Source organism: Methanothermobacter sp. KEPCO 2 (assembly GCF_041228365.1).
GTDB classification, from domain to species: Archaea; Methanobacteriota; Methanobacteria; order Methanobacteriales; family Methanothermobacteraceae; genus Methanothermobacter; species Methanothermobacter marburgensis.
In genome coordinates this window covers 67,541-84,639 of record NZ_CP166185.1, presented here as the reverse complement: position 1 = coordinate 84,639, position 17,099 = coordinate 67,541, and the positions used below count along the sequence as shown (strand labels likewise).

The following is a 17,099-nucleotide window of genomic DNA, read 5'->3' as shown; positions in this document are numbered from 1 at the left end:
ATGCGCTACGTATATGTGGTGACATCCAATGGTGATGATATAAGATGGGACTATAAGGTCAATCCCGTGCGATTCGCCCAGGGTGGGGAGGCCAGGCTCATGCTCATAACGTGTTATCCTCCAGGCAAGAAGAAGGCTGCCTGGATAACACACTGCAAACTTGTGCGTAAAGAGAACATGTGAGTGGGGGTTTTAGAATACTTGAAGAGATAGTTGGTGAAATCCTGGAAGGTGAAGGTGTTGAGGGGGTAATCGTAACTGACAGTTCAGGCAGCATCCTCTACAGCAGGGGAGCCTCCAGCGGAAACCTTGGATCCATGACCAGTGTAATGGCAGATGCTTCAGGTAAACTCCTCAAAAGGGCGGGGCAGGGAGACTATCAGTCTGCTGTTATTGAGTTTCCCGGCGGCAAGATGGTCCTGCTCAACGATGACCTTCATCTTCTTGTGCTTGCTGATAAAAGGTCAAACCTTGGCAAGGTGATGCTCCTTGCAAGAAGGGTTATGGAGAGACTTTCAGACCCTGAAATACTCCAAGAGCTGGAATATGTCAAGGAGGAATCATCAGCTGCAGGGATTAAATCAACCATGGAGCCTGAAGCAGGTATCACCCCTCAATCCAAAGGTTCTGAAGCAAGTATCACTTCCGAATCTGCAGGTTCAGACGTCAGTGGGATCCCTGAGGGTGATGAAATCAATGTTACGATTGCAGAACAGAAAGCTGAAGCCACTGGGCAGGAACAGGAACCTGTGCCTGAGACCAGCACCGATGTTTTGCGTGAACAGCGGGAAATACTCAAAAAACCTGAAATTGAAAAACCAGAGCCGCTGGAAGAGAAAATAGAAAAACCCGTGGTGGAAGACAAATTTAAAGGGTCCCTGCAGTCACAAGCCATCCCGGAGGTGAGGCCACCACTATCCCTCCCGGAACTCAAATCCATTGATGTCCCATCTGACCCCGAAGCCCAAAAGGAAACAGTACTTCTTATCTATGAGCATATCCTCCTTGCGATGTCAATCGGGGCCAGTAAAATTATGGGTGTAGCCCCAGCAGGAGGTATGCTCCGCAAATCCCTTCCACGCGACGAATGTCCAATAACCCTTGATGGGGTTGGTGTCCTCAGCAATGCATCAGTTGACTTCAAAAAATTGAGGGAAAACATCTCAGCTGCAAGATACGGCCTTGAGGAAATAAAGAGGGACATGGAAATAATAATCACATCAATAACAGAGAATTACGGGCGTGTTATGGGATATGGTGCATTCAGGGGCATGATAAGGCCAGAGTTTACAGCCATCTACAGGGCCTACAGGGATGCCATGGATGAACTTGGGATAACAGAAACCATCCACCCAGAGTTAAGGCAGATATGGGATTAAAGGATCCCAGAGTTCCAGAATAAAGGATGATTTCAGTTAAGGTGCCTGTTTTATGGAAATATTTATAAAACATTAACCCCTATAGATAGATTGCCTTAATTCTTGATTCTATCATAATTTTTCAGTAGGGACGCTTATGTTAAATCAGCTGCAAAGGGATATTCTGAACTTGAAGAAGGAGAAAAATGCTATCATACTTGCCCATAACTATCAGAAAAGGGAGATACAGGAAATTGCAGACTTTAAAGGGGACTCACTTGAACTCTGCATGAAGGCAAGTGAAATACATGATAGGGATATTGTTGTTTTCTGTGGCGTGGACTTCATGGCCGAGACAGCCTACATCCTCAACCCTGATAAGAAGATCCTGATACCCGACAGGGGTGCGGAGTGTCCCATGGCACACATGCTAAGTGCAGAGGACGTCAGGAAGGCCAGGAAAAGATACCCTGACGCTGCAGTTGTTTTATACGTTAACACCCTTGCAGAGGCAAAGGCAGAGGCGGATATCCTCTGCACATCTGCAAATGCCGTTAAGGTTGTTGAAAGTCTGGAGGAGGACCTCATACTCTTCGGTCCCGACAGAAACCTTGCATGGTATGTTCAGCAGCACACCGACAAGAGGATAATCCCCATCCCAGAGAACGGCTACTGCTATGTCCATAAGATGTTCACTGTCGCCGATGTGATGGCAAAGAGGGAGGAGTACCCCGACGCTGAACTACTCATACACCCTGAATGTGACCCTGAAGTTCAGGAACTGGCGGACCACATCCTGAGCACCGGTGGAATGTTACGTAGGGTTCTTGAGTCAGAGAGGAATCGCTTCATAATCGGTACAGAGGTTGACATGAAAACACGTATTGACCTTGAATCGGACAAGGAAACAATTCCCCTCCTCGCAGAGGCCATATGTGAGAACATGAAACTGCACACCCTTGAGAAGGTTAAAAATTCACTGGTCAATGAAGAATTCACTGTAACGGTTCCTGATGAGGTGGCTGAAAGGGCCAGGAGGGCTGTTGAGAGGATGATAGAGGTATCCCGTCAGTAACACCCAAACTTCACTCCTTATTCAGTCCCCTCCCTGTGCACTTATTATGGTATTTCAATCAGCCTGTAATCACGCACCCCTATACCGAGTTTCTCTGCATATACCAGCTGGTGGGTTCCATCAACGTCACCCCACACACCCCTGAACTTATCCCCACCGGTCTCATGGTTTTCCTCGAGCATTGACCCTCTGATTCCCTCCTCCTGATTCACAAGGTGGTAACTTGCTGTGTCCACTGCAACTGGATCCTCTGATGCCAGTATCCCTATGTCGGGAACTATGTTTCTGTCACTCCAGGGTACACAGTCACAGTCAGGGGTTATATCCATGAGGAAGTTCAGGTAGAATATCCTGTCAATGGTGGATGTTACCCCGAGGGCGTATTCCATCATCCGTTCAATGAACTCAGGTATGTCCCTCTCCCAGTCAAGGTCAAATACGCCGCTGGGACAGGTGTCAAGGCAGTTCATGCAGGCAATGCACCTATCGTATTCTATCATGACGCCATCATGGAGGGTCATGGCATCCACGGGACATTCAGAGATGCACTCCCCGCATTCAGTGCATTCTCCCCTCACCACGGGTTTTGCGCATTCGTGCTGTTCAATCTTTCCCTGGATGGTGGCGCATCCCATGGCAAGGTTCTTGAGGGCCCCTCCAAAGCCGCTCATCCCGTGACCCTTGAAGTGTGATATGACAACCATTGCCGATGCCTCGGCAATGTCACCCGCGATTTTAACCTCACTGAAGTGCCTTCCCTTCACAGGCACAGTTACCTCATTGTTTCCATGGAGCCCATCTGCAATTATAAGGGGTGCCCCGGCAACAGAATAGTCAAAGCCATTGAGTATGGCTGTTTCAATGTGATCAACCGAATTGTGCCTTGAACCATAGTAGAGGGTGTTGGTATCTGTGAGGAAAGGGGATGCCCCGCTCTCCCTTATCCTTTCAATGACGTGGCGCACCAGAACAGGGCTCACATAGGAGTCGTTGCCCCGTTCACCAAAGTGCACCTTAACAGCCACGATGTCATCCCCAGAGAAGGGTTCGCCAAAGGCCGCGTCAAATATCCTCTGTATCTTCATACCCCTGTTCTCGTTCCTGGACCTTGCCCTGAAATCTGAAAAATAAACCTCCGCTGGCATCCAATCACCATTACTCTATTTATTCCAGAGGGTATATGGACTTTTTCTAACGGTGAGAACCACTTATATATCCAGATGGACAGACATCACGTTGAGGTGGATTTTTATGGACAGTGAAAGGATAATAGAACTCCTGAATATCGACTTTCGCCATGAACTTGAGGCGACCATGATGTACACCTACAACGCATTTGTTATAGAGGACTGTGACCTCAGCAGGCTAACTGAAGGAATCGCGGCAGATGAGATGAGGCACATGTGGTGGCTCGCGGACCTCATAACAAAGAGAGGCGGCAGACCCTCCATGGAGATCGGCGAAGTGGATTACCTTGGTGAAGATATAATTGAGGGCCTTGAAAGGCAGATCCAGAAGGAAACAGAGGGTATTGAGGAGTACGAGAGGCAGATAGAGATAATTGACGATGATGAGGTCACCGGAGTTTTAAGGCATATAATTGATGAGGAAAAGAGGCACCGTAAGGAGTTCAGGGAGCGACTGGAACGTCTTCGATAAAAGCCGGTATGTTTACTCCACGCAGATCAAAAAATAAATTCTTTTAATCTTAAACCTTTATCCAAGGCATTATTTCAAATCATGATCCAGCTTCTCTACCCAGGCCTTCTGTATCCATTCCCACAATGATTCTACCTTTTTATCCAGGCCAGCATTTTATTCCTTATTTCCTGGAGAGTCTCCTCTGAGACATTCCTTGGGGGCCTTGGCCTCATGTAACCGAAGAAGGGGTCATCGAATATCTCCCCATTCACTACCACCTCATTTCTGTAGCGGGGGATGAAGTGCCAGTGCAGTTGTGGTGGAGGGGTGTTTTCACGGTAGAAGGAGTTAAGAAGGACGCCCCAGTTGAACATGGCGGCACCGAATGCCTTTCTCACTGCATTTTCAAGTTCAGATATTATAAGGAGCATTTCATCCCATTCATCCTTCTTTAGGTTTCCAAGAAACTCCTCCCTCCTTTTGAGGGCCACTACACAAGTTCCAAGGTTGCTCTGGTTTGGTGCGAGAAACACAGCCCACCTCTTTCTCTCATAGAGGTATTTGCCAAACCTGTAGTCATCAAATTTCACTCCGAAGCCCCCCACCAGTTATAAAGGAGAGAAGTTCCAGTGCTATGGACTCAGCCACATCCTCCGCCGGTTCATCCTCTCATGGTTCGAGAATCCTGAATGATGCCTCAACGGTTATATTTCTGCCATCTGCACGAAATGAGTAGTCTCTGAATCTTCTTTCAAGTTCATCCAGAATTTCTAAGAGTCCATGTCCTGGAATACGTAGTTCCAGGACCACCCTCCATTTATCACCGGATTTTTCGATTTTTTTAACTTCCACAGAAGGCTCCGAATGCATGTCCCCCTATCTCCACCTTAACCAGAAACTCATGTTACTAAATGACTTCAGTCCTCAAGGACACTGGAGAGGAACACAGCCATCTCAATTTCCTCCCTTGCAATGAAGTCGTCCATGCGCACCTTTGCCTCCTCTGAACCAAAGGGGAAGTACTCCGGCGCATAGAAAACTGTTATCAGAAGGTCTCCGTTATCCTCCTCTGTGTCCTCCTCAAGTCTCTCCATGAGTTTCCTTCTGACATCATCATCAATGTCTGAAACCCTGTAGAGTACATAGTTCATGCATTTATCCTCACTGAAGCCAAAATCCTCAACCTTCACCTGCAAATAAACACCTTCCTTCTTATTCACTATCACCTTTAATAAATGAAGCTATGAGTTCACCATATTTACCTATCTCATTTACTCCCAGATGTCCGCATTCAGAATCAAATAGAATCAACTCGGAGCCAGGTATGAGTTCGGCCATGGGGATCGTGTCAAGTTCCGGTGGGAAGTACTGGTCCTGGTTCACCCCGAATATGAGGGTCCTTGCCCTTATCCTGCCGAGCTTACCCTCCAGGTCATGGTTCATGGCGGCCCTGTTCCTCCACAGCACATCATGGGGGTCCATGAGTTCCCCCTCTGACCCCATATCCCTCATTGCTGACTCCAGCTCATGATTTTCAAGGCCACTGTAGTATTCCCTTGAGAGTCCATAGAGGTACATGAGCATGGATGAGAGTGACAGAGCCCTTCTGGGTTTTCTGCCGGCGGCAAAATCAGGGTCTGACTCAATGAGGTGGTTCATGTAACTGAAGAGTGCATAGTTAACTCCCCGTGTTCTCCAGGAGGTTACAAGGGGCATGAGGAATTCCATCTCATCAGGGTACTCTGCAGCCCACTGGAGGGCCTGAAATCCCCCCATTGATGTCCCTAGGACTCCCCTGACCTTTTTTATGCCAAATTTCTCATTGAGAAACTGTCTCTGGAAGTTCACCATGTCGAGTACTGTGTAGGAAGGAAATTCATCTCCAAGTGATGTTGTGGATGGGGAAGCCGAACCCGGAGACCCCAGTGAGCTCATTGATATTATAAAGAACCCTTCAAGGGCGCCTCCAGGTGCTGTGAGGTCAGCTATCCTTTTAACTGAAGAAAAGTCCCCACTCCACCCATGTATATAGACGACAGCATTATCTATCTCACCCTCATCATTCAGGGAGGGTTCTCCGATGGTCTTGTATTCAACCCTTACATCGCTGAGTTTTTCTCCTGATTCAAATCTGAATTCAGCAAGATTGAAGTATGATGGTTTGCCTTCCTCCATTTTACTGCTCCTTAATCAACCAATACTATGTGATCTCCTCACCATTCCTGTAAAGCTTTATGCACATGACAGGACAGTTGGCTGCCGCCTTTTCGCTGCATGCTGGGTCATCAAATTCCTTAACCTGGAGGTCAGATATTTCAACACCCACCAGGGATGAAATACCGTCATCCGCGAATTCAAAGAGTTCCGGGCAGTTTTCAATACAGTTTCCGCATGATATACACATGGTCCTATCGAGTTCAAGCCTGTACATGTTGTCACCCTGAAAATCAGAACTGTTTTATTGTATGGCGAAATTGATAAAAATAGTTAGTGATTGAATGGAGGGTTTCAGATTATCAGAAAGGGTGAAGCACGGGAAATGCAGGATAAACTCATAATCATCTACAAGGGCCTCCAGCAGAGAAGGTCATTTAAAAAATTCTTTGGGGAGGACCTTAAAAGAAACGATTTCCTTGACAGCCTCGCCAGTAAAAGGGGAATAGATGACCTCTTAAGGGAGGCCATAATTGAACTTGCGAAGGCCACACGTGAAGACCATGATTACAGTGAAGATGAGTACAGGGACCTCTTTGATTACCTTGTAAACCGTGAACCCGTTGAATCCATATGCATGAGGTATGGTATCCAGGGCCCCGATGAGATAAAACTTGATGATGTTGCAAAGGTCCTCTCGAGGTTTGAATGAAATCAGATGCTGGAGTTTTTCTGAGATAACCAACATGACCTAAAAGAACTGCCTTATAGAGTCCCTGAATCCCCTTACCACATCAACAGCTGATCTGATGAGGGGACTTTTCACGTTCTCATAATCCCTCAGAGTTTCAAGCCGCTTTATCCTGAAGTATATGGGGGGGTGGGGGTCCCAGGCCGTCCACCCGGATATCCTCTGGGAGCCTGACTTCTCAAGTGCCAGTTTCTGGTAACCTATTTTCCTGAGGGCCCTCGCAAGGACCTCAGGTTTTCCTATAACCATTGCAGAGAGGAGGTCAGCCCTTGCCTCAAAGAACTTGGCCACAAAGAATATTATACCCATTGCAATGATTATATAGAGAAGCGGGGAAACCAGCACAACCGGCAGTAATACCGTGAGTCTCATTACGAACTCGGCAGACACTATGCTGAAGAGTATTATGGGGTCCCGCCCAACAAGATGCCCCATTTCATGCCCTATAACCGCAAGCACCTCCTCGTCAGTCAACTGAACCAGTAGCCCCGTTGTTACAAGTACCAGGCCTCTTCGGGGGCTTGGGCCCGTTGCAGCGGCGTTTGCTATCATGGTGTTTGAGAGAACAATCCTGGGTACCGGTATCCCGAATGCCCCGGCAGCATCTTCAATTATTGAGTAAAGGTTAACGGTCCTTGACCTCTCATAGAGTGGATTGCACCTGAAGCCATACCTTTCAAGGACTCCCCGTGCATCTTCACATGTGGGGGGCCTCTTATCTGCAAGGGAAAGCCTGTAAATTTCACGTTTGATTTTCAGGATCGCTTCATTACCCATTTTATCTATGAAGAATTTGAATTCGTCTTCAGGGAGCTGGAACTGGATTATGTGCACGCTGGGGTTTTCTGGGGTTATAACCCATTCACCCATCCTGGCGTATATGCGGTCTGAGAGGAGTATTATACCGAGCTGCATGAGGAGGATCGCTATAACTGCATAGAATCCCAGGATGATGAATAGGATTATGTTGACACCAAAGAAGAGCACATAGACGAGGAGCATGCTGCTTCCGAATATGCCCTTTGATGCCATTCCCCTCCCCGTAGGGGGTCTTTCAGGGATTATATCCTCCCCCTCCACCCAGGCAAAGTACACGGTGTGCTGCCTCATCATATCCTCAAATGCCTGGATGGATGTGAATATGTCCTCATATATTGCCTCTGCCCATTCCCCGAGTTCCGCAGGGTATTCTAGGATCAGTTTGAGGTTTTCACCGGCGATTATCTCACCATATATTATCCCCTCATCCCTCCACGCCCTGAAAACAAGCCTCAGGCCATCTCTTCTTATTTCATTGAAGTCGCCGGGCATGAGATAGTAGCGCCGGATGAACTCAAGGAGATCCCCATAATATGCCGGTGCAAGCTCGGTTCCTATAACAAATTCCTTTATCATGTACAACCAACTTTCATTTCTCTTGTGTGGCACTGCCTCGCAGAGTATATATAACTTCAGCATTGATATTAAACCTTACAGCCAGATGAACAGAAATTACACCTCTCTAAGGTCAGAACTGTGAAAAATTGGGCCGCTGATAAACATGAAGTGCAGGGTATCTGAAAATCCATCCAGAACTGAAGCGTACCAGCTGCTAGAGGAGGGTATAAGGAAGCGCGCTCTTATAGTGATACTTGCCTGCTGCAGTGCATCCTATGAGGGGCGTGCCAGGAGCAGCCTTGGTGCCGGTGAGAGGCTCATCGTTATAAAACCGGATGGAACATTCATGGTCCACCAGGACCGGAAGGTGGACCCTGTTAACTGGCAGCCCCCCAGATCAAGGTGCAGGGTCTACATGAAGCGTGGAAGCCTCTTTCTTGAAAGTATCCGGAGGTCCCCTGAGGAGCGCCTTGAGGTTGAACTCCATGAGGTACACCTCATCTCCTTCTACCTTCCAAGGGATATGCATGAGCTCACCGTATCAGGCCATGAAAGCGACATGGGGGACATGATCATGATGCACCCCCACCTCATCGAGCCTGGCTTCAGACCCGTTTCCAGGGAATATGCCACCAGCTCCGGTTTCATTGATATTCTGGGTAAGGATGAGAATGGTTCGCTCATGATAATTGAACTTAAAAGCAGAAAGGCTGGTGTGAGTGCTGTTAAACAGCTCAGAAGATATGTGGATGAATTCAGGGATGACCAGGTGGGTGTGAGGGGCATTCTGGTGGCCCCATCAATAACCCATGATGCCCTGGAGATGCTGGAGGATGAGGGGCTGGAGTTCAGGGAGATCGAGCCCCCCAGGGAACTTAAATCAAACAGGGGGGTTACACTGGATAACTTCCTCTGAATCTCTGCATCCATTAAACTAACCCTATCAGCTGCTTAAAGTTCCGGTTTCATTATTAAATGTTTAAAATATTCATTGCCTCAACACCAATTTTGATGCAATGAAGATCATGGAAGTCTGGTTTTAAAATGAAACCGGATTTGAATACCTAATTTTCAAAGGCTCGGCAATATTAAATACTCTGAATCCCATATTAATACTATGACTCTAGGGGGGTTGAAATGATCGAAGTGGAAGGGATGATGAGCGAAGAGAGTCCAGTACTGATAACCTTCGATGGTAAATTTCTTGAATTTTCAGGTCTGGAATGAAATTCAAACACGAAAAATATCCCATAAAGTGGATCAAAAAAACTCTAAATAAGAGATGAAGGAAAATCCCGAACTTTGAATTACACCATGAATTTTTTTAGCTCCTGCTGGCTTTTTCCCCTTTGAAAGTGGCGGTGAAAATCTCCAGAACTCGTGGATGCAGTTAACAGAGCAGCTGGCGCATTTTAAAAACTGGACAGCTGATACGTAAAGAGAGGGTCACCCTTATCCTGAAGTAAGGTAAAAGGATAAAGGTTTAAGAGCATTTTTATATCCTCTTAAAAACAGTTATGCCCATCAGAGACCCTCTATAACCTCTGCCAGCTGCCTTAAGGTCCTGACCTCCTTCACAGCTGCACCGGAATCCCTGTAAATTGAAACACAGCTGTCAACAACGTCCCACTTCTTTTTTGGTTCAGGGTTCAGTATGAGGACCTTCCTTGCCTTCTCAGACATTTCAGCCACCAGTTCAGCGCTTTCAGGGACCCCATCCTTCCTTGGCCCTGCCCAGTCCCTGCAGTCTGAGAGAATAACTATACAGGACTTTCCTGTGAAATTAACATTTTCAAGAAAGTCGCTGAAGGCTGTGTACATGTTTGATGTCCCATGGAGCATGAGGTTCCTTATCCTGGACTCCCTGAGGTTCCTGAAGGCATCGTAGAGGTCATCCTCATCAAGGATGTGGGTCGTTTCAATGATCCTGCTGTCGAAGTCAAAGAAACGTGACCTGTAGAATGTCTTCTGGGCCGCGTAAACTATGCAGAAGAACCAGTTGCTTATCCAGTCACAGGAACCACTCACATCACTCAGGAATATGTGCTGGCTCTTTCTCTCCCTTGGCTCTGACCTCATGAGCTCAATTATTGTGCCCCCGTGCTTCATGTTTTTCCTTATGCTCCGCCTTATATCGGGTCGCATCTTCTTTGAACGGCGGAGCCTCCTGGATCTTCTATTGGCAATTTTCATTCCCAGTCTGCGGCAGAGATCAAATATCTCAGGGTCGAACGTATTGAGGGTGGACATATCCCTGTCAAGGATCTGGCTCTCATCAGTTCTGGAGTCAAAGATATCCAGGATTTCAGGTTGGATTTCCGCTAAATCCTCAATATTGATGCCCTCTGTGACTTCACCTAGGGTATGTTCCTCTGAAGACCTGATCCTCTCAACCTTCCCTGAACCGGATGATTCATCACTTTCTTCATCCACAACCCCGAAAACTTCATTGTATGCGTCCATGAAAGCTTCAGAGTGCCTCATGTCCTTAACATAAACTGAAAAGAGAGCATCCCTGAGTTCAGGTCTATTTTTGAATATTTTATAGGCTGAAAATGCGTCTTTAGTGCTCCTTATGCTAACGGGAAGTCCCTTATCCCTTAAAATGTTTGAAAGAAGAATTATTTTCTCCATGAAACATGTGCTCCAGTTTCACTGGCTGTTAACTTTCATCAAGGGATTCCACAAGACCCCGGACCTTGCCCTCGTCTGCCCTGTTTTTTATAACCACACCCAGGGTCTCCTCAGCCGTTTCCCTGTCAATGTGTTCCTTTCCAAGGGCCATGAGGGTCCGGAGCCAGTCAACCGTTGCCCTTATTGAGGGCTTCTTTATGACACCCAGTTCCCTTATCCGGTTTATGAACATGACTGTCTCCTGAACAAGAGTGGCAGGTGCAGAGGGGACGTGTGCCCTTACAATCTCCATTTCACGTTCAGGGTCAGGGTAGTCGATGTGGATGTAGAGGCACCTGTCCCTTGTCTCATCCAGCAGGTTTCGCTGGGAGTTGGATGTGAGGAAGACCAGTATATCATTTCTGAGGTCAAAGGTTCCGAGGTCATTGACTGTTATCTGTTTTTCTCCAAGTGCCTGAAGCAGGAAACTCTCAACCTCCTCATCGGCCTTATCTATTTCATCTATGAGGAGGACTGATGGTTTCCCATTGATGAATGCTGACATTAGGGGTCTCTTTATGAAGTACTCCTCGCTGAAGACGTCCTCCGGGGATCCGCTGATCCGGGACCTTTCAAGGCTCAGAAGCTGCTTCTGGTAGTTCCATTCCCCGACTATCTGTTCGAATGTTATGCCCTCATAGCACTGTATCCTAAAGAATTCCCTTCCCAGGGCCTCGGCTGCCTTTCTGGCCAGCATTGTCTTTCCTGTACCCGGGGGGCCCTCCACAAGGATGGGCTTTCCAAGTTCCAGCGCCAGGAAGAGTGTTATCAGGATCTCCCTGTCTGGTACGTAGCCCACCCCCCTCAGTGATGAGTCAATCTCATCCAGTTTTTCTGATGGTTTCATCTTACCACGGATAACCTATGGTTCTGTGCACCCATAAAAATTTTGGTGGGGAGTCACTGGAGCTCTGAGGGCCTTACCTGGACTTTACAGACCTCTGATCCCCTTATCACATCCACTTGGCATTCCACGTCGATCTTTTCCTCACCGAGTATCCTGTGGATGTCGTCAACTGTCTCCACCGGCTCATCATCGATTGCCACTATCACATCACCCCTCATTATTCCAGCGTCCCTTGCCGGGCCATCCTGGAGTGATGCTATCATCACGCCCCTCTCTGAGTTTAAGCCGAGTTTTTCCCTGAGTTCATCCCTGATGAGTATGTTCTGGCATGAAACTCCCATGTGGGCCCTCCTTATTTTGCCGTCCTTTATGAGTTTATCCGCAACCTCCCTGACTGTGTTTGATGGTATGGCGAAGCAGAGCCCCTGGGCTGGCCTTATGAGTGCTGTGTTTATTCCGAGTACCCTCCCCCGGTAGTCCACCAGTGGCCCGCCGGAGTTTCCAGGGTTGAGTGCCGCGTCGGTCTGTATGACCCCATCAACGAGTCTCCCTGTCATTGTCCTGAGGGATCTTCCTGTGGCACTCACCACCCCTGCTGTGACAGTGAACTGGAAGCCAAAGGGGTTGCCTATGGCAAGGGCGAGCTGACCAACCCTCACCCTGCTGGAGTCTGCGAATTCAGGTACCTGGAGTTCTGTTTCAGGTTCAATTTTTATGACTGCAATGTCAGTGTGGGGGTCATCACCCACAACCTCCGCTGTGTGGTGCTCCCCTGTGTGGAGGTTCACGTCTATCCTCTCTGCCCCGTGGATGACGTGGCTGTTGGTTATTATATGGCCTTTCTCTGTATAGATGACCCCTGAGCCCCCGCCTGCTGCTCTGATTCCTGATTTTGACTGTGTTGTTACCCTGACAACCGAGGGGCTCACCGCCGCGGAGGCATCCATGACGGCCCTTGAATATGCATCCATTATTTCTGATTCTTCTAACTCATTTTCCTCAAATTCATGATTTATGCTTTTATTTCTGGCTTTAAACATTTTCAAATTTCCTGAAATTTTTTAAACCCATATTAAAATCTTTTTAGGTGTTTTTCAGAACCCAAGAAATTTAGTTAACTTAAGTTATTAAAATGGTAGTATATAAACTTTTTGCATCTGCAGATGATTTTATAAGTAGCTTGTGAGAGAATTATATGGTTACTCAATGGTGATACCCATGGATCTTCTATCGATGGTTTTCGTTGGAATTGGCCTGGGAATGGACACATTCAGCATATCAGTGAGCCGGGGCCTTGTGAGCCATGAATCAGGAATCAACTACGCCCTCATAACTGCATTCTCATTCGGTGCATTCCAGGCGTTCATGCCCATCCTAGGATGGATATCCGGCCTTGAAATCCAGAGCATCGTATCAACCTTTGCGCCCTGGGTTGCATTTACACTCCTCCTTCTCATCGGGCTGAAAATGATATACGAGAGCACCATGCTTGAGGAGGAGGAATTCAAATTCAGTTACCGTGAACTCCTTCTGCTCTCGGTTGCAACCAGCATAGACGCCTTTGCTGTGGGTGTCAGCTTTGCACTCCTTAACATATCCATATGGCTGCCCATAATAATCATAGGAATCATCACATTCTTCCTCTCCCTTGGAGGGAGCTACCTTGGAGAGAAGATAGGTCACATATTTGAAAACCGTATAGAGGCGCTGGGTGGTGTCATCCTCATCCTCATTGGTTTAAGGATACTCCTGGAGAATAACGTCCTCTGAGGACCATGCTCACTGATATTAATTGGGGGGTGCCCGGTCTGAGGGTTGGAATCTGTCAGATGCAGGTAAATGAGAGAAAGGAAGAAAACATCAAAAAGGCCTCTGAGATGATAAGGGAAGCGTGCAGAGGGGGTGCTGAACTTGTGGTTCTTCCTGAGATGTTCACATGCCCCTACGACTCTGAACTCTTCCCTGAATATGCGGAAGATGAGAATGGAAAGACCATAACCACAATGAAATCCCTTGCAGTGGAACTGGGTATCCATCTGGTTGCAGGTTCAATTCCCGAGCGGACCCCGGAGGGGATATACAACACCTCCTTCATCATTGATGATGGTGGTGAAGTCGTGGCGAGGCACAGGAAGGTTCACCTCTTTGATATAGACGTGGAGGGTGAGATAACCTTCAGGGAATCCGACACTCTTATTGCGGGTAGCTCTGTGACCGTTACTGAAACAGGTTCTGCTGTGATCGGTGTTGGTATATGCTATGACATGCGCTTCCCTGAACTCTCAAGGATGATGGCCCTGGGGGGTGCGGAGGTTCTCATATTTCCCGGGGCATTCAACATGACAACCGGTCCAGCCCACTGGAAGCTCCTTGTGCGGTCGAGGGCCCTTGACAACCAGTGCTACTGTGTCGCAGTGTCCCCTGCAAGAAATCCCCGGGCATCCTATGTTGCATACGGTCACTCACTTGTCGCCGACCCATGGGGTTCGGTTATGGTTGATGCGGGTAGCTCAGAATGTGTTCTAACAGCCAACCTGAATATGGAAATGGTGGAGAAAGTGAGAAGGGAGCTTCCACTTCTAAGGAATCGGAGACCAGATGTTTACAGGTGGAGGGAGGGAGCTGATCATGAATAGACCCTCCAGGAAATCCATCATCATACTCCTTGTGGGTATCATCCTTGCGTTCTCATCATACTTTGTAGCCAACGTGGATATAGGGGGTTATTCCGCGGTATCGGTTGTTTTCATCATATCCATGGCCCTCCCATCATTTATTTCGGTGATAAGGGACCTCAGGGGTCGTGGTGTTATTCTGATACTTGTTCTGGGGGCCTATGCAATTCTGATCGAAACTTTGGCCATAGTAACGGGTTTTCCCTACTCGGAGTTCCACTACACCGGACTCATTGGACTGAAGATACTTGGACACACACCCTTCACGGTCCCATTCGCCTGGCTACCCCTCTTCCTTGGGTCGGCCTATCTTGCAAAGGAATCTGTTGGTGGGAAAGTGAAATTTCTGGGCCTCTCAACCCTCCTTGTGGGCCTCACAGATGTGGTGATTGACCCTGCAGCCGTGGCCCTCAACTTCTGGATCTGGAGTAATCCAGGAATATTCTATGGTGTGCCCCTGCAGAACTTCGCTGGATGGGTGCTCTCAGGTTTCATTGCATCCCTTATTCTGCTTGTGGTTCTGGGTGATTCTACGAAGGAAATGAAATCAGGGACCATCTCCAGCCTCTACCTGATAATGTGCTTCTGGACAGCGGCCTGCCTATTCCTTGGACTTGAGATCCCCTTCATAACCGGTTTAATCCTCCTGGCACTCATACTCATTAAAACAAAGGCAAACCTGTGGTAGGATCCGGAATAGTTAAATCCAGAAAACTACAGCAAAAAACCTTCAAGATCAAATCCAGTGAAAGATCTTGTGGTTTATGAGCGCAAGGAAGAGCAGACCCCCAAGGGCTGTGTTGACGTAGGGCAGGTACCAGTAAACCCTCTCTATCCTTATTCTTTCGAAAAAAAGTACAGAAAGGGGAAATGCAGGATACGCGAATACCAGAAAGCTTAGAGGATGTAGATCTGTAAGATAGACAGTGATGAAAGATAATATCAGCCAGAAGGCTGCTGAAAGTGCAAGTGCCGCCCTTTCACCCATAAATACTGGTGTTGTGTTGATCCCTGCCCTCCTATCATACTCTGTGTCAGGTACGGCAGAGAATATGTGCATGGCAGCGATGTGGCAGTAGCCTGCAAGGAGGATTATGGGTTCAGGTAGGCTCCCTGATGCGAGACTGTAGGCAAATACACCGGGCATTATGTAGAGGTAATTGGATGAAAAATCCAGGAAGGGCCTCTCCTTGAATCTGAGTGGGGGTGCACTGTAGAAATAGGATAGGAATAAAAATCCGATGAAAAGAATGGCCTCCTGTGGTTTCTGTGAAAACATGAGCGCGACGCTGATACCTGTAACTGCAAGCAGTGAATTTCTGAGTTTCCTCCTCTCACTCTGCATCAGCATGTGCTCCCTTGAACCCTTCTTGGGGTTGAGTCTGTCTGTATCCTCATCCCAGTAGTCGTTGACACCGTAGATGAACACGTTAGCCGGGAAAAAGAAGTAGATGAGGTAGATGTAATAGGCTGGTGAGAGAAAATCAGTGAACCCCTTCGCTGCAAGGGTGTACCCAATTACATACGTCCCCCCGGTGTATATCCAGAACCTGAATCGGGATATGCCGACCAGAAAGCCCGTGTAATCTTTTATGGAATTAAAAAGGGATCCTGGGGTCATCTGAGACATTTGAAGGTCCCCTAAATACTCCCCTCATTAACGGCTGCCCTGGGTCTGATGAGCCTCAGCATGTTCAGGAGGGCCCCTGAGACCACCCTGCCCCTTGAGGGCTTCACCTTCCTCCGGTAGACTATGAGGGGGTCCCTTTCAATTATCCTGGACGTCCAGAGGTACATGTCGGCGGCGGTCTTTATGGGTACCAGGTAGCGGTAGGGGATGTACCTGTAACCCTCCTCTGCCCTCCTCTGCCAGTCCCTGTAAATATCAATCTGAGCCCTGAGGAAGGACCTGAAATTATCCTCCCTTCCCCTTATTTCACTTAAATCCAGTGACTCCAGATCAAATCTTTCAAGTTCAGTCAGCGGGAAGTAGAGCCTTCCAAGTTCAACATCCTCTGCTATGTCCCTTATGAAGTTGACGTACTGCATGGCCCTCCCCAGGTAGCGGGCGTGGGGGTATGAATCCGTGTCAAGGCCCATGATGGATGCCATGAAGAGGCCCACAACCTCAGATGAACCCAGGAGGTACTCCTCAAGGTCAGCCATTGTCCTGTAGGATGATACAGTTATATCCATCTCCATTGATCTTAGAAAGGCCTCTGTCTACTCTTTATTGAAAGATTTCCTGGCTGAAAGTTCCGCGAATGAATCAACAACCACGTCCCCTGTTTTTTCGCCTGATGATGCAGCCCGGTAGCGTTCAACAAAGTCGTAGAACCCCTCGGTATCCTGGGGTATTCTATCAACATAGTCATCCGCCTTTCTCAGGAAACTGTAGAGTATGAAAACGTCCCTCCTCACCTTCGGTGGGAAGAAGAGGGTGCTGTAGAAGTATGTTTTGCTTCCCCTTTTGAATATTGAATAGATTTTTTCATCAATCAAGAGCCTATCACCCATATAACCTTTTAAAGTTGCTTTGCATGGAGGA

At 47.8% G+C, this 17,099-nt stretch carries 20 protein-coding genes and 1 pseudogene; 9 read left to right on the top strand and 12 right to left on the bottom strand.

Annotated elements, in window-relative coordinates; translation table 11 throughout:
* The 3 genes from AB9H23_RS00470 to nadA all read left to right on the top strand — a co-directional run bounded on the left by AB9H23_RS00470 (nt 1) and on the right by nadA (nt 2,433).
* A complete protein-coding gene (locus AB9H23_RS00470; protein WP_370004938.1) occupies nt 1-183 on the top strand; it encodes a hypothetical protein in 183 nt (60 codons plus the stop codon).
* On the top strand, nt 180-1,379 hold the full coding sequence (locus tag AB9H23_RS00465; RefSeq protein ID WP_370004937.1) for a roadblock/LC7 domain-containing protein: 1,200 nt from the start codon (nt 180-182) through the stop codon (nt 1,377-1,379). The genes AB9H23_RS00470 and AB9H23_RS00465 overlap by 4 nt, the downstream gene beginning before the upstream one ends.
* A gap of 136 nt (nt 1,380-1,515) precedes the next feature.
* Nucleotides 1,516-2,433 (top strand): quinolinate synthase, encoded by a 918-nt coding sequence (nadA, locus tag AB9H23_RS00460; RefSeq protein ID WP_321211615.1) that lies wholly within the window; start codon nt 1,516-1,518, stop codon nt 2,431-2,433.
* Nucleotides 2,434-2,477: 44 nt separating this feature from the next.
* Here nadA and AB9H23_RS00455 read toward each other — a convergent pair whose 3' ends face one another.
* Nucleotides 2,478-3,578 carry a DUF362 domain-containing protein gene (locus tag AB9H23_RS00455; protein WP_370004936.1) on the bottom strand — a complete coding sequence of 367 codons (1,101 nt, stop codon included), beginning with the start codon at nt 3,576-3,578 and terminating at the stop codon, nt 2,478-2,480.
* Nucleotides 3,579-3,684: 106 nt separating this feature from the next.
* Here AB9H23_RS00455 and AB9H23_RS00450 point away from each other — a divergent pair, with 106 nt between their 5' ends.
* Entirely contained in the window at nt 3,685-4,092 is a 408-nt protein-coding gene (locus tag AB9H23_RS00450; protein ID WP_321211613.1) for a ferritin-like domain-containing protein, read from the top strand.
* Between the two features lie 131 nt (nt 4,093-4,223).
* Here the strand turns inward: AB9H23_RS00450 and AB9H23_RS00445 are convergent, their stop codons facing one another.
* The 5 genes from AB9H23_RS00445 to AB9H23_RS00425 form a co-directional block, all read right to left on the bottom strand.
* Nucleotides 4,224-4,664, bottom strand: a complete 441-nt coding sequence (locus tag AB9H23_RS00445) for an HIT family protein (RefSeq protein WP_321211612.1) — start codon at nt 4,662-4,664, stop codon at nt 4,224-4,226.
* Nucleotides 4,665-4,743: 79 nt separating this feature from the next.
* Entirely contained in the window at nt 4,744-4,926 is a 183-nt protein-coding gene (locus AB9H23_RS00440) for a hypothetical protein (protein ID WP_321211611.1), read from the bottom strand.
* 65 nt (nt 4,927-4,991) lie between these two features.
* On the bottom strand, nt 4,992-5,264 hold the full coding sequence (locus AB9H23_RS00435) for a DUF5750 family protein (RefSeq protein WP_321212122.1): 273 nt from the start codon (nt 5,262-5,264) through the stop codon (nt 4,992-4,994).
* A 22-nt stretch (nt 5,265-5,286) separates the two neighbouring features.
* Nucleotides 5,287-6,249 carry an alpha/beta fold hydrolase gene (locus tag AB9H23_RS00430; RefSeq protein WP_321211610.1) on the bottom strand — a complete coding sequence of 321 codons (963 nt, stop codon included), beginning with the start codon at nt 6,247-6,249 and terminating at the stop codon, nt 5,287-5,289.
* Between the two features lie 25 nt (nt 6,250-6,274).
* The gene (locus AB9H23_RS00425; RefSeq protein WP_321211609.1) at nt 6,275-6,505 is read right to left on the bottom strand and encodes a ferredoxin; all 231 of its coding nucleotides are present in this window, start codon (nt 6,503-6,505) and stop codon (nt 6,275-6,277) included.
* 108 nt (nt 6,506-6,613) lie between these two features.
* On the opposite strand from AB9H23_RS00425, the gene AB9H23_RS00420 reads away from it, so the two are divergent.
* Nucleotides 6,614-6,940, top strand: coding sequence for a hypothetical protein (locus AB9H23_RS00420; protein ID WP_321211608.1), 327 nt, complete (start codon nt 6,614-6,616; stop codon nt 6,938-6,940).
* Between the two features lie 39 nt (nt 6,941-6,979).
* On the opposite strand, the gene AB9H23_RS00415 is transcribed toward AB9H23_RS00420, so the two are convergent.
* Complete coding sequence (locus tag AB9H23_RS00415; RefSeq protein WP_321211607.1) at nt 6,980-8,374, bottom strand: M48 family metalloprotease; 1,395 nt, start codon at nt 8,372-8,374, stop codon at nt 6,980-6,982.
* 145 nt (nt 8,375-8,519) lie between these two features.
* Between AB9H23_RS00415 and nucS the strand changes: the two genes are divergently transcribed.
* Nucleotides 8,520-9,272 (top strand): endonuclease NucS, encoded by a 753-nt coding sequence (gene nucS, locus AB9H23_RS00410; RefSeq protein ID WP_321211606.1) that lies wholly within the window; start codon nt 8,520-8,522, stop codon nt 9,270-9,272.
* A 608-nt stretch (nt 9,273-9,880) separates the two neighbouring features.
* Here nucS and AB9H23_RS00405 read toward each other — a convergent pair.
* From AB9H23_RS00405 to AB9H23_RS00395, 3 genes are read right to left on the bottom strand one after another with little or no spacing between them, the layout of a single operon-like run.
* Nucleotides 9,881-10,990 (bottom strand): VWA domain-containing protein, encoded by a 1,110-nt coding sequence (locus AB9H23_RS00405; protein WP_321211604.1) that lies wholly within the window; start codon nt 10,988-10,990, stop codon nt 9,881-9,883.
* A gap of 28 nt (nt 10,991-11,018) precedes the next feature.
* Nucleotides 11,019-11,876 carry a MoxR family ATPase gene (locus AB9H23_RS00400; RefSeq protein ID WP_321211603.1) on the bottom strand — a complete coding sequence of 286 codons (858 nt, stop codon included), beginning with the start codon at nt 11,874-11,876 and terminating at the stop codon, nt 11,019-11,021.
* 53 nt (nt 11,877-11,929) lie between these two features.
* Nucleotides 11,930-12,847 carry a S1C family serine protease gene (locus AB9H23_RS00395; protein WP_370004935.1) on the bottom strand — a complete coding sequence of 306 codons (918 nt, stop codon included), beginning with the start codon at nt 12,845-12,847 and terminating at the stop codon, nt 11,930-11,932.
* A gap of 247 nt (nt 12,848-13,094) precedes the next feature.
* On the opposite strand from AB9H23_RS00395, the gene AB9H23_RS00390 reads away from it, so the two are divergent.
* Genes AB9H23_RS00390 through cruF form a run of 3 tightly spaced genes read left to right on the top strand, consistent with a single transcriptional unit; the run spans nt 13,095 to nt 15,239 of the window.
* A complete protein-coding gene (locus tag AB9H23_RS00390) occupies nt 13,095-13,646 on the top strand; it encodes a manganese efflux pump MntP family protein (RefSeq protein WP_321211602.1) in 552 nt (183 codons plus the stop codon).
* 59 nt (nt 13,647-13,705) lie between these two features.
* Nucleotides 13,706-14,512: a carbon-nitrogen hydrolase family protein gene (locus tag AB9H23_RS00385; RefSeq protein WP_370004934.1), complete on the top strand. Its 807-nt coding sequence runs from the start codon at nt 13,706-13,708 to the stop codon at nt 14,510-14,512.
* Nucleotides 14,505-15,239, top strand: coding sequence for a bisanhydrobacterioruberin hydratase CruF (gene cruF / locus AB9H23_RS00380; protein WP_048176697.1), 735 nt, complete (start codon nt 14,505-14,507; stop codon nt 15,237-15,239). The genes AB9H23_RS00385 and cruF overlap by 8 nt, the downstream gene beginning before the upstream one ends.
* Before the next feature lie 48 nt (nt 15,240-15,287).
* Here the strand turns inward: cruF and AB9H23_RS00375 are convergent, their stop codons facing one another.
* Entirely contained in the window at nt 15,288-16,172 is an 885-nt protein-coding gene (locus AB9H23_RS00375) for a prenyltransferase (RefSeq protein ID WP_048176696.1), read from the bottom strand.
* A gap of 20 nt (nt 16,173-16,192) precedes the next feature.
* Nucleotides 16,193-16,972 (bottom strand): annotated as a pseudogene (locus AB9H23_RS00370) (phytoene/squalene synthase family protein).
* Nucleotides 16,973-17,099 lie beyond the last annotated feature (127 nt).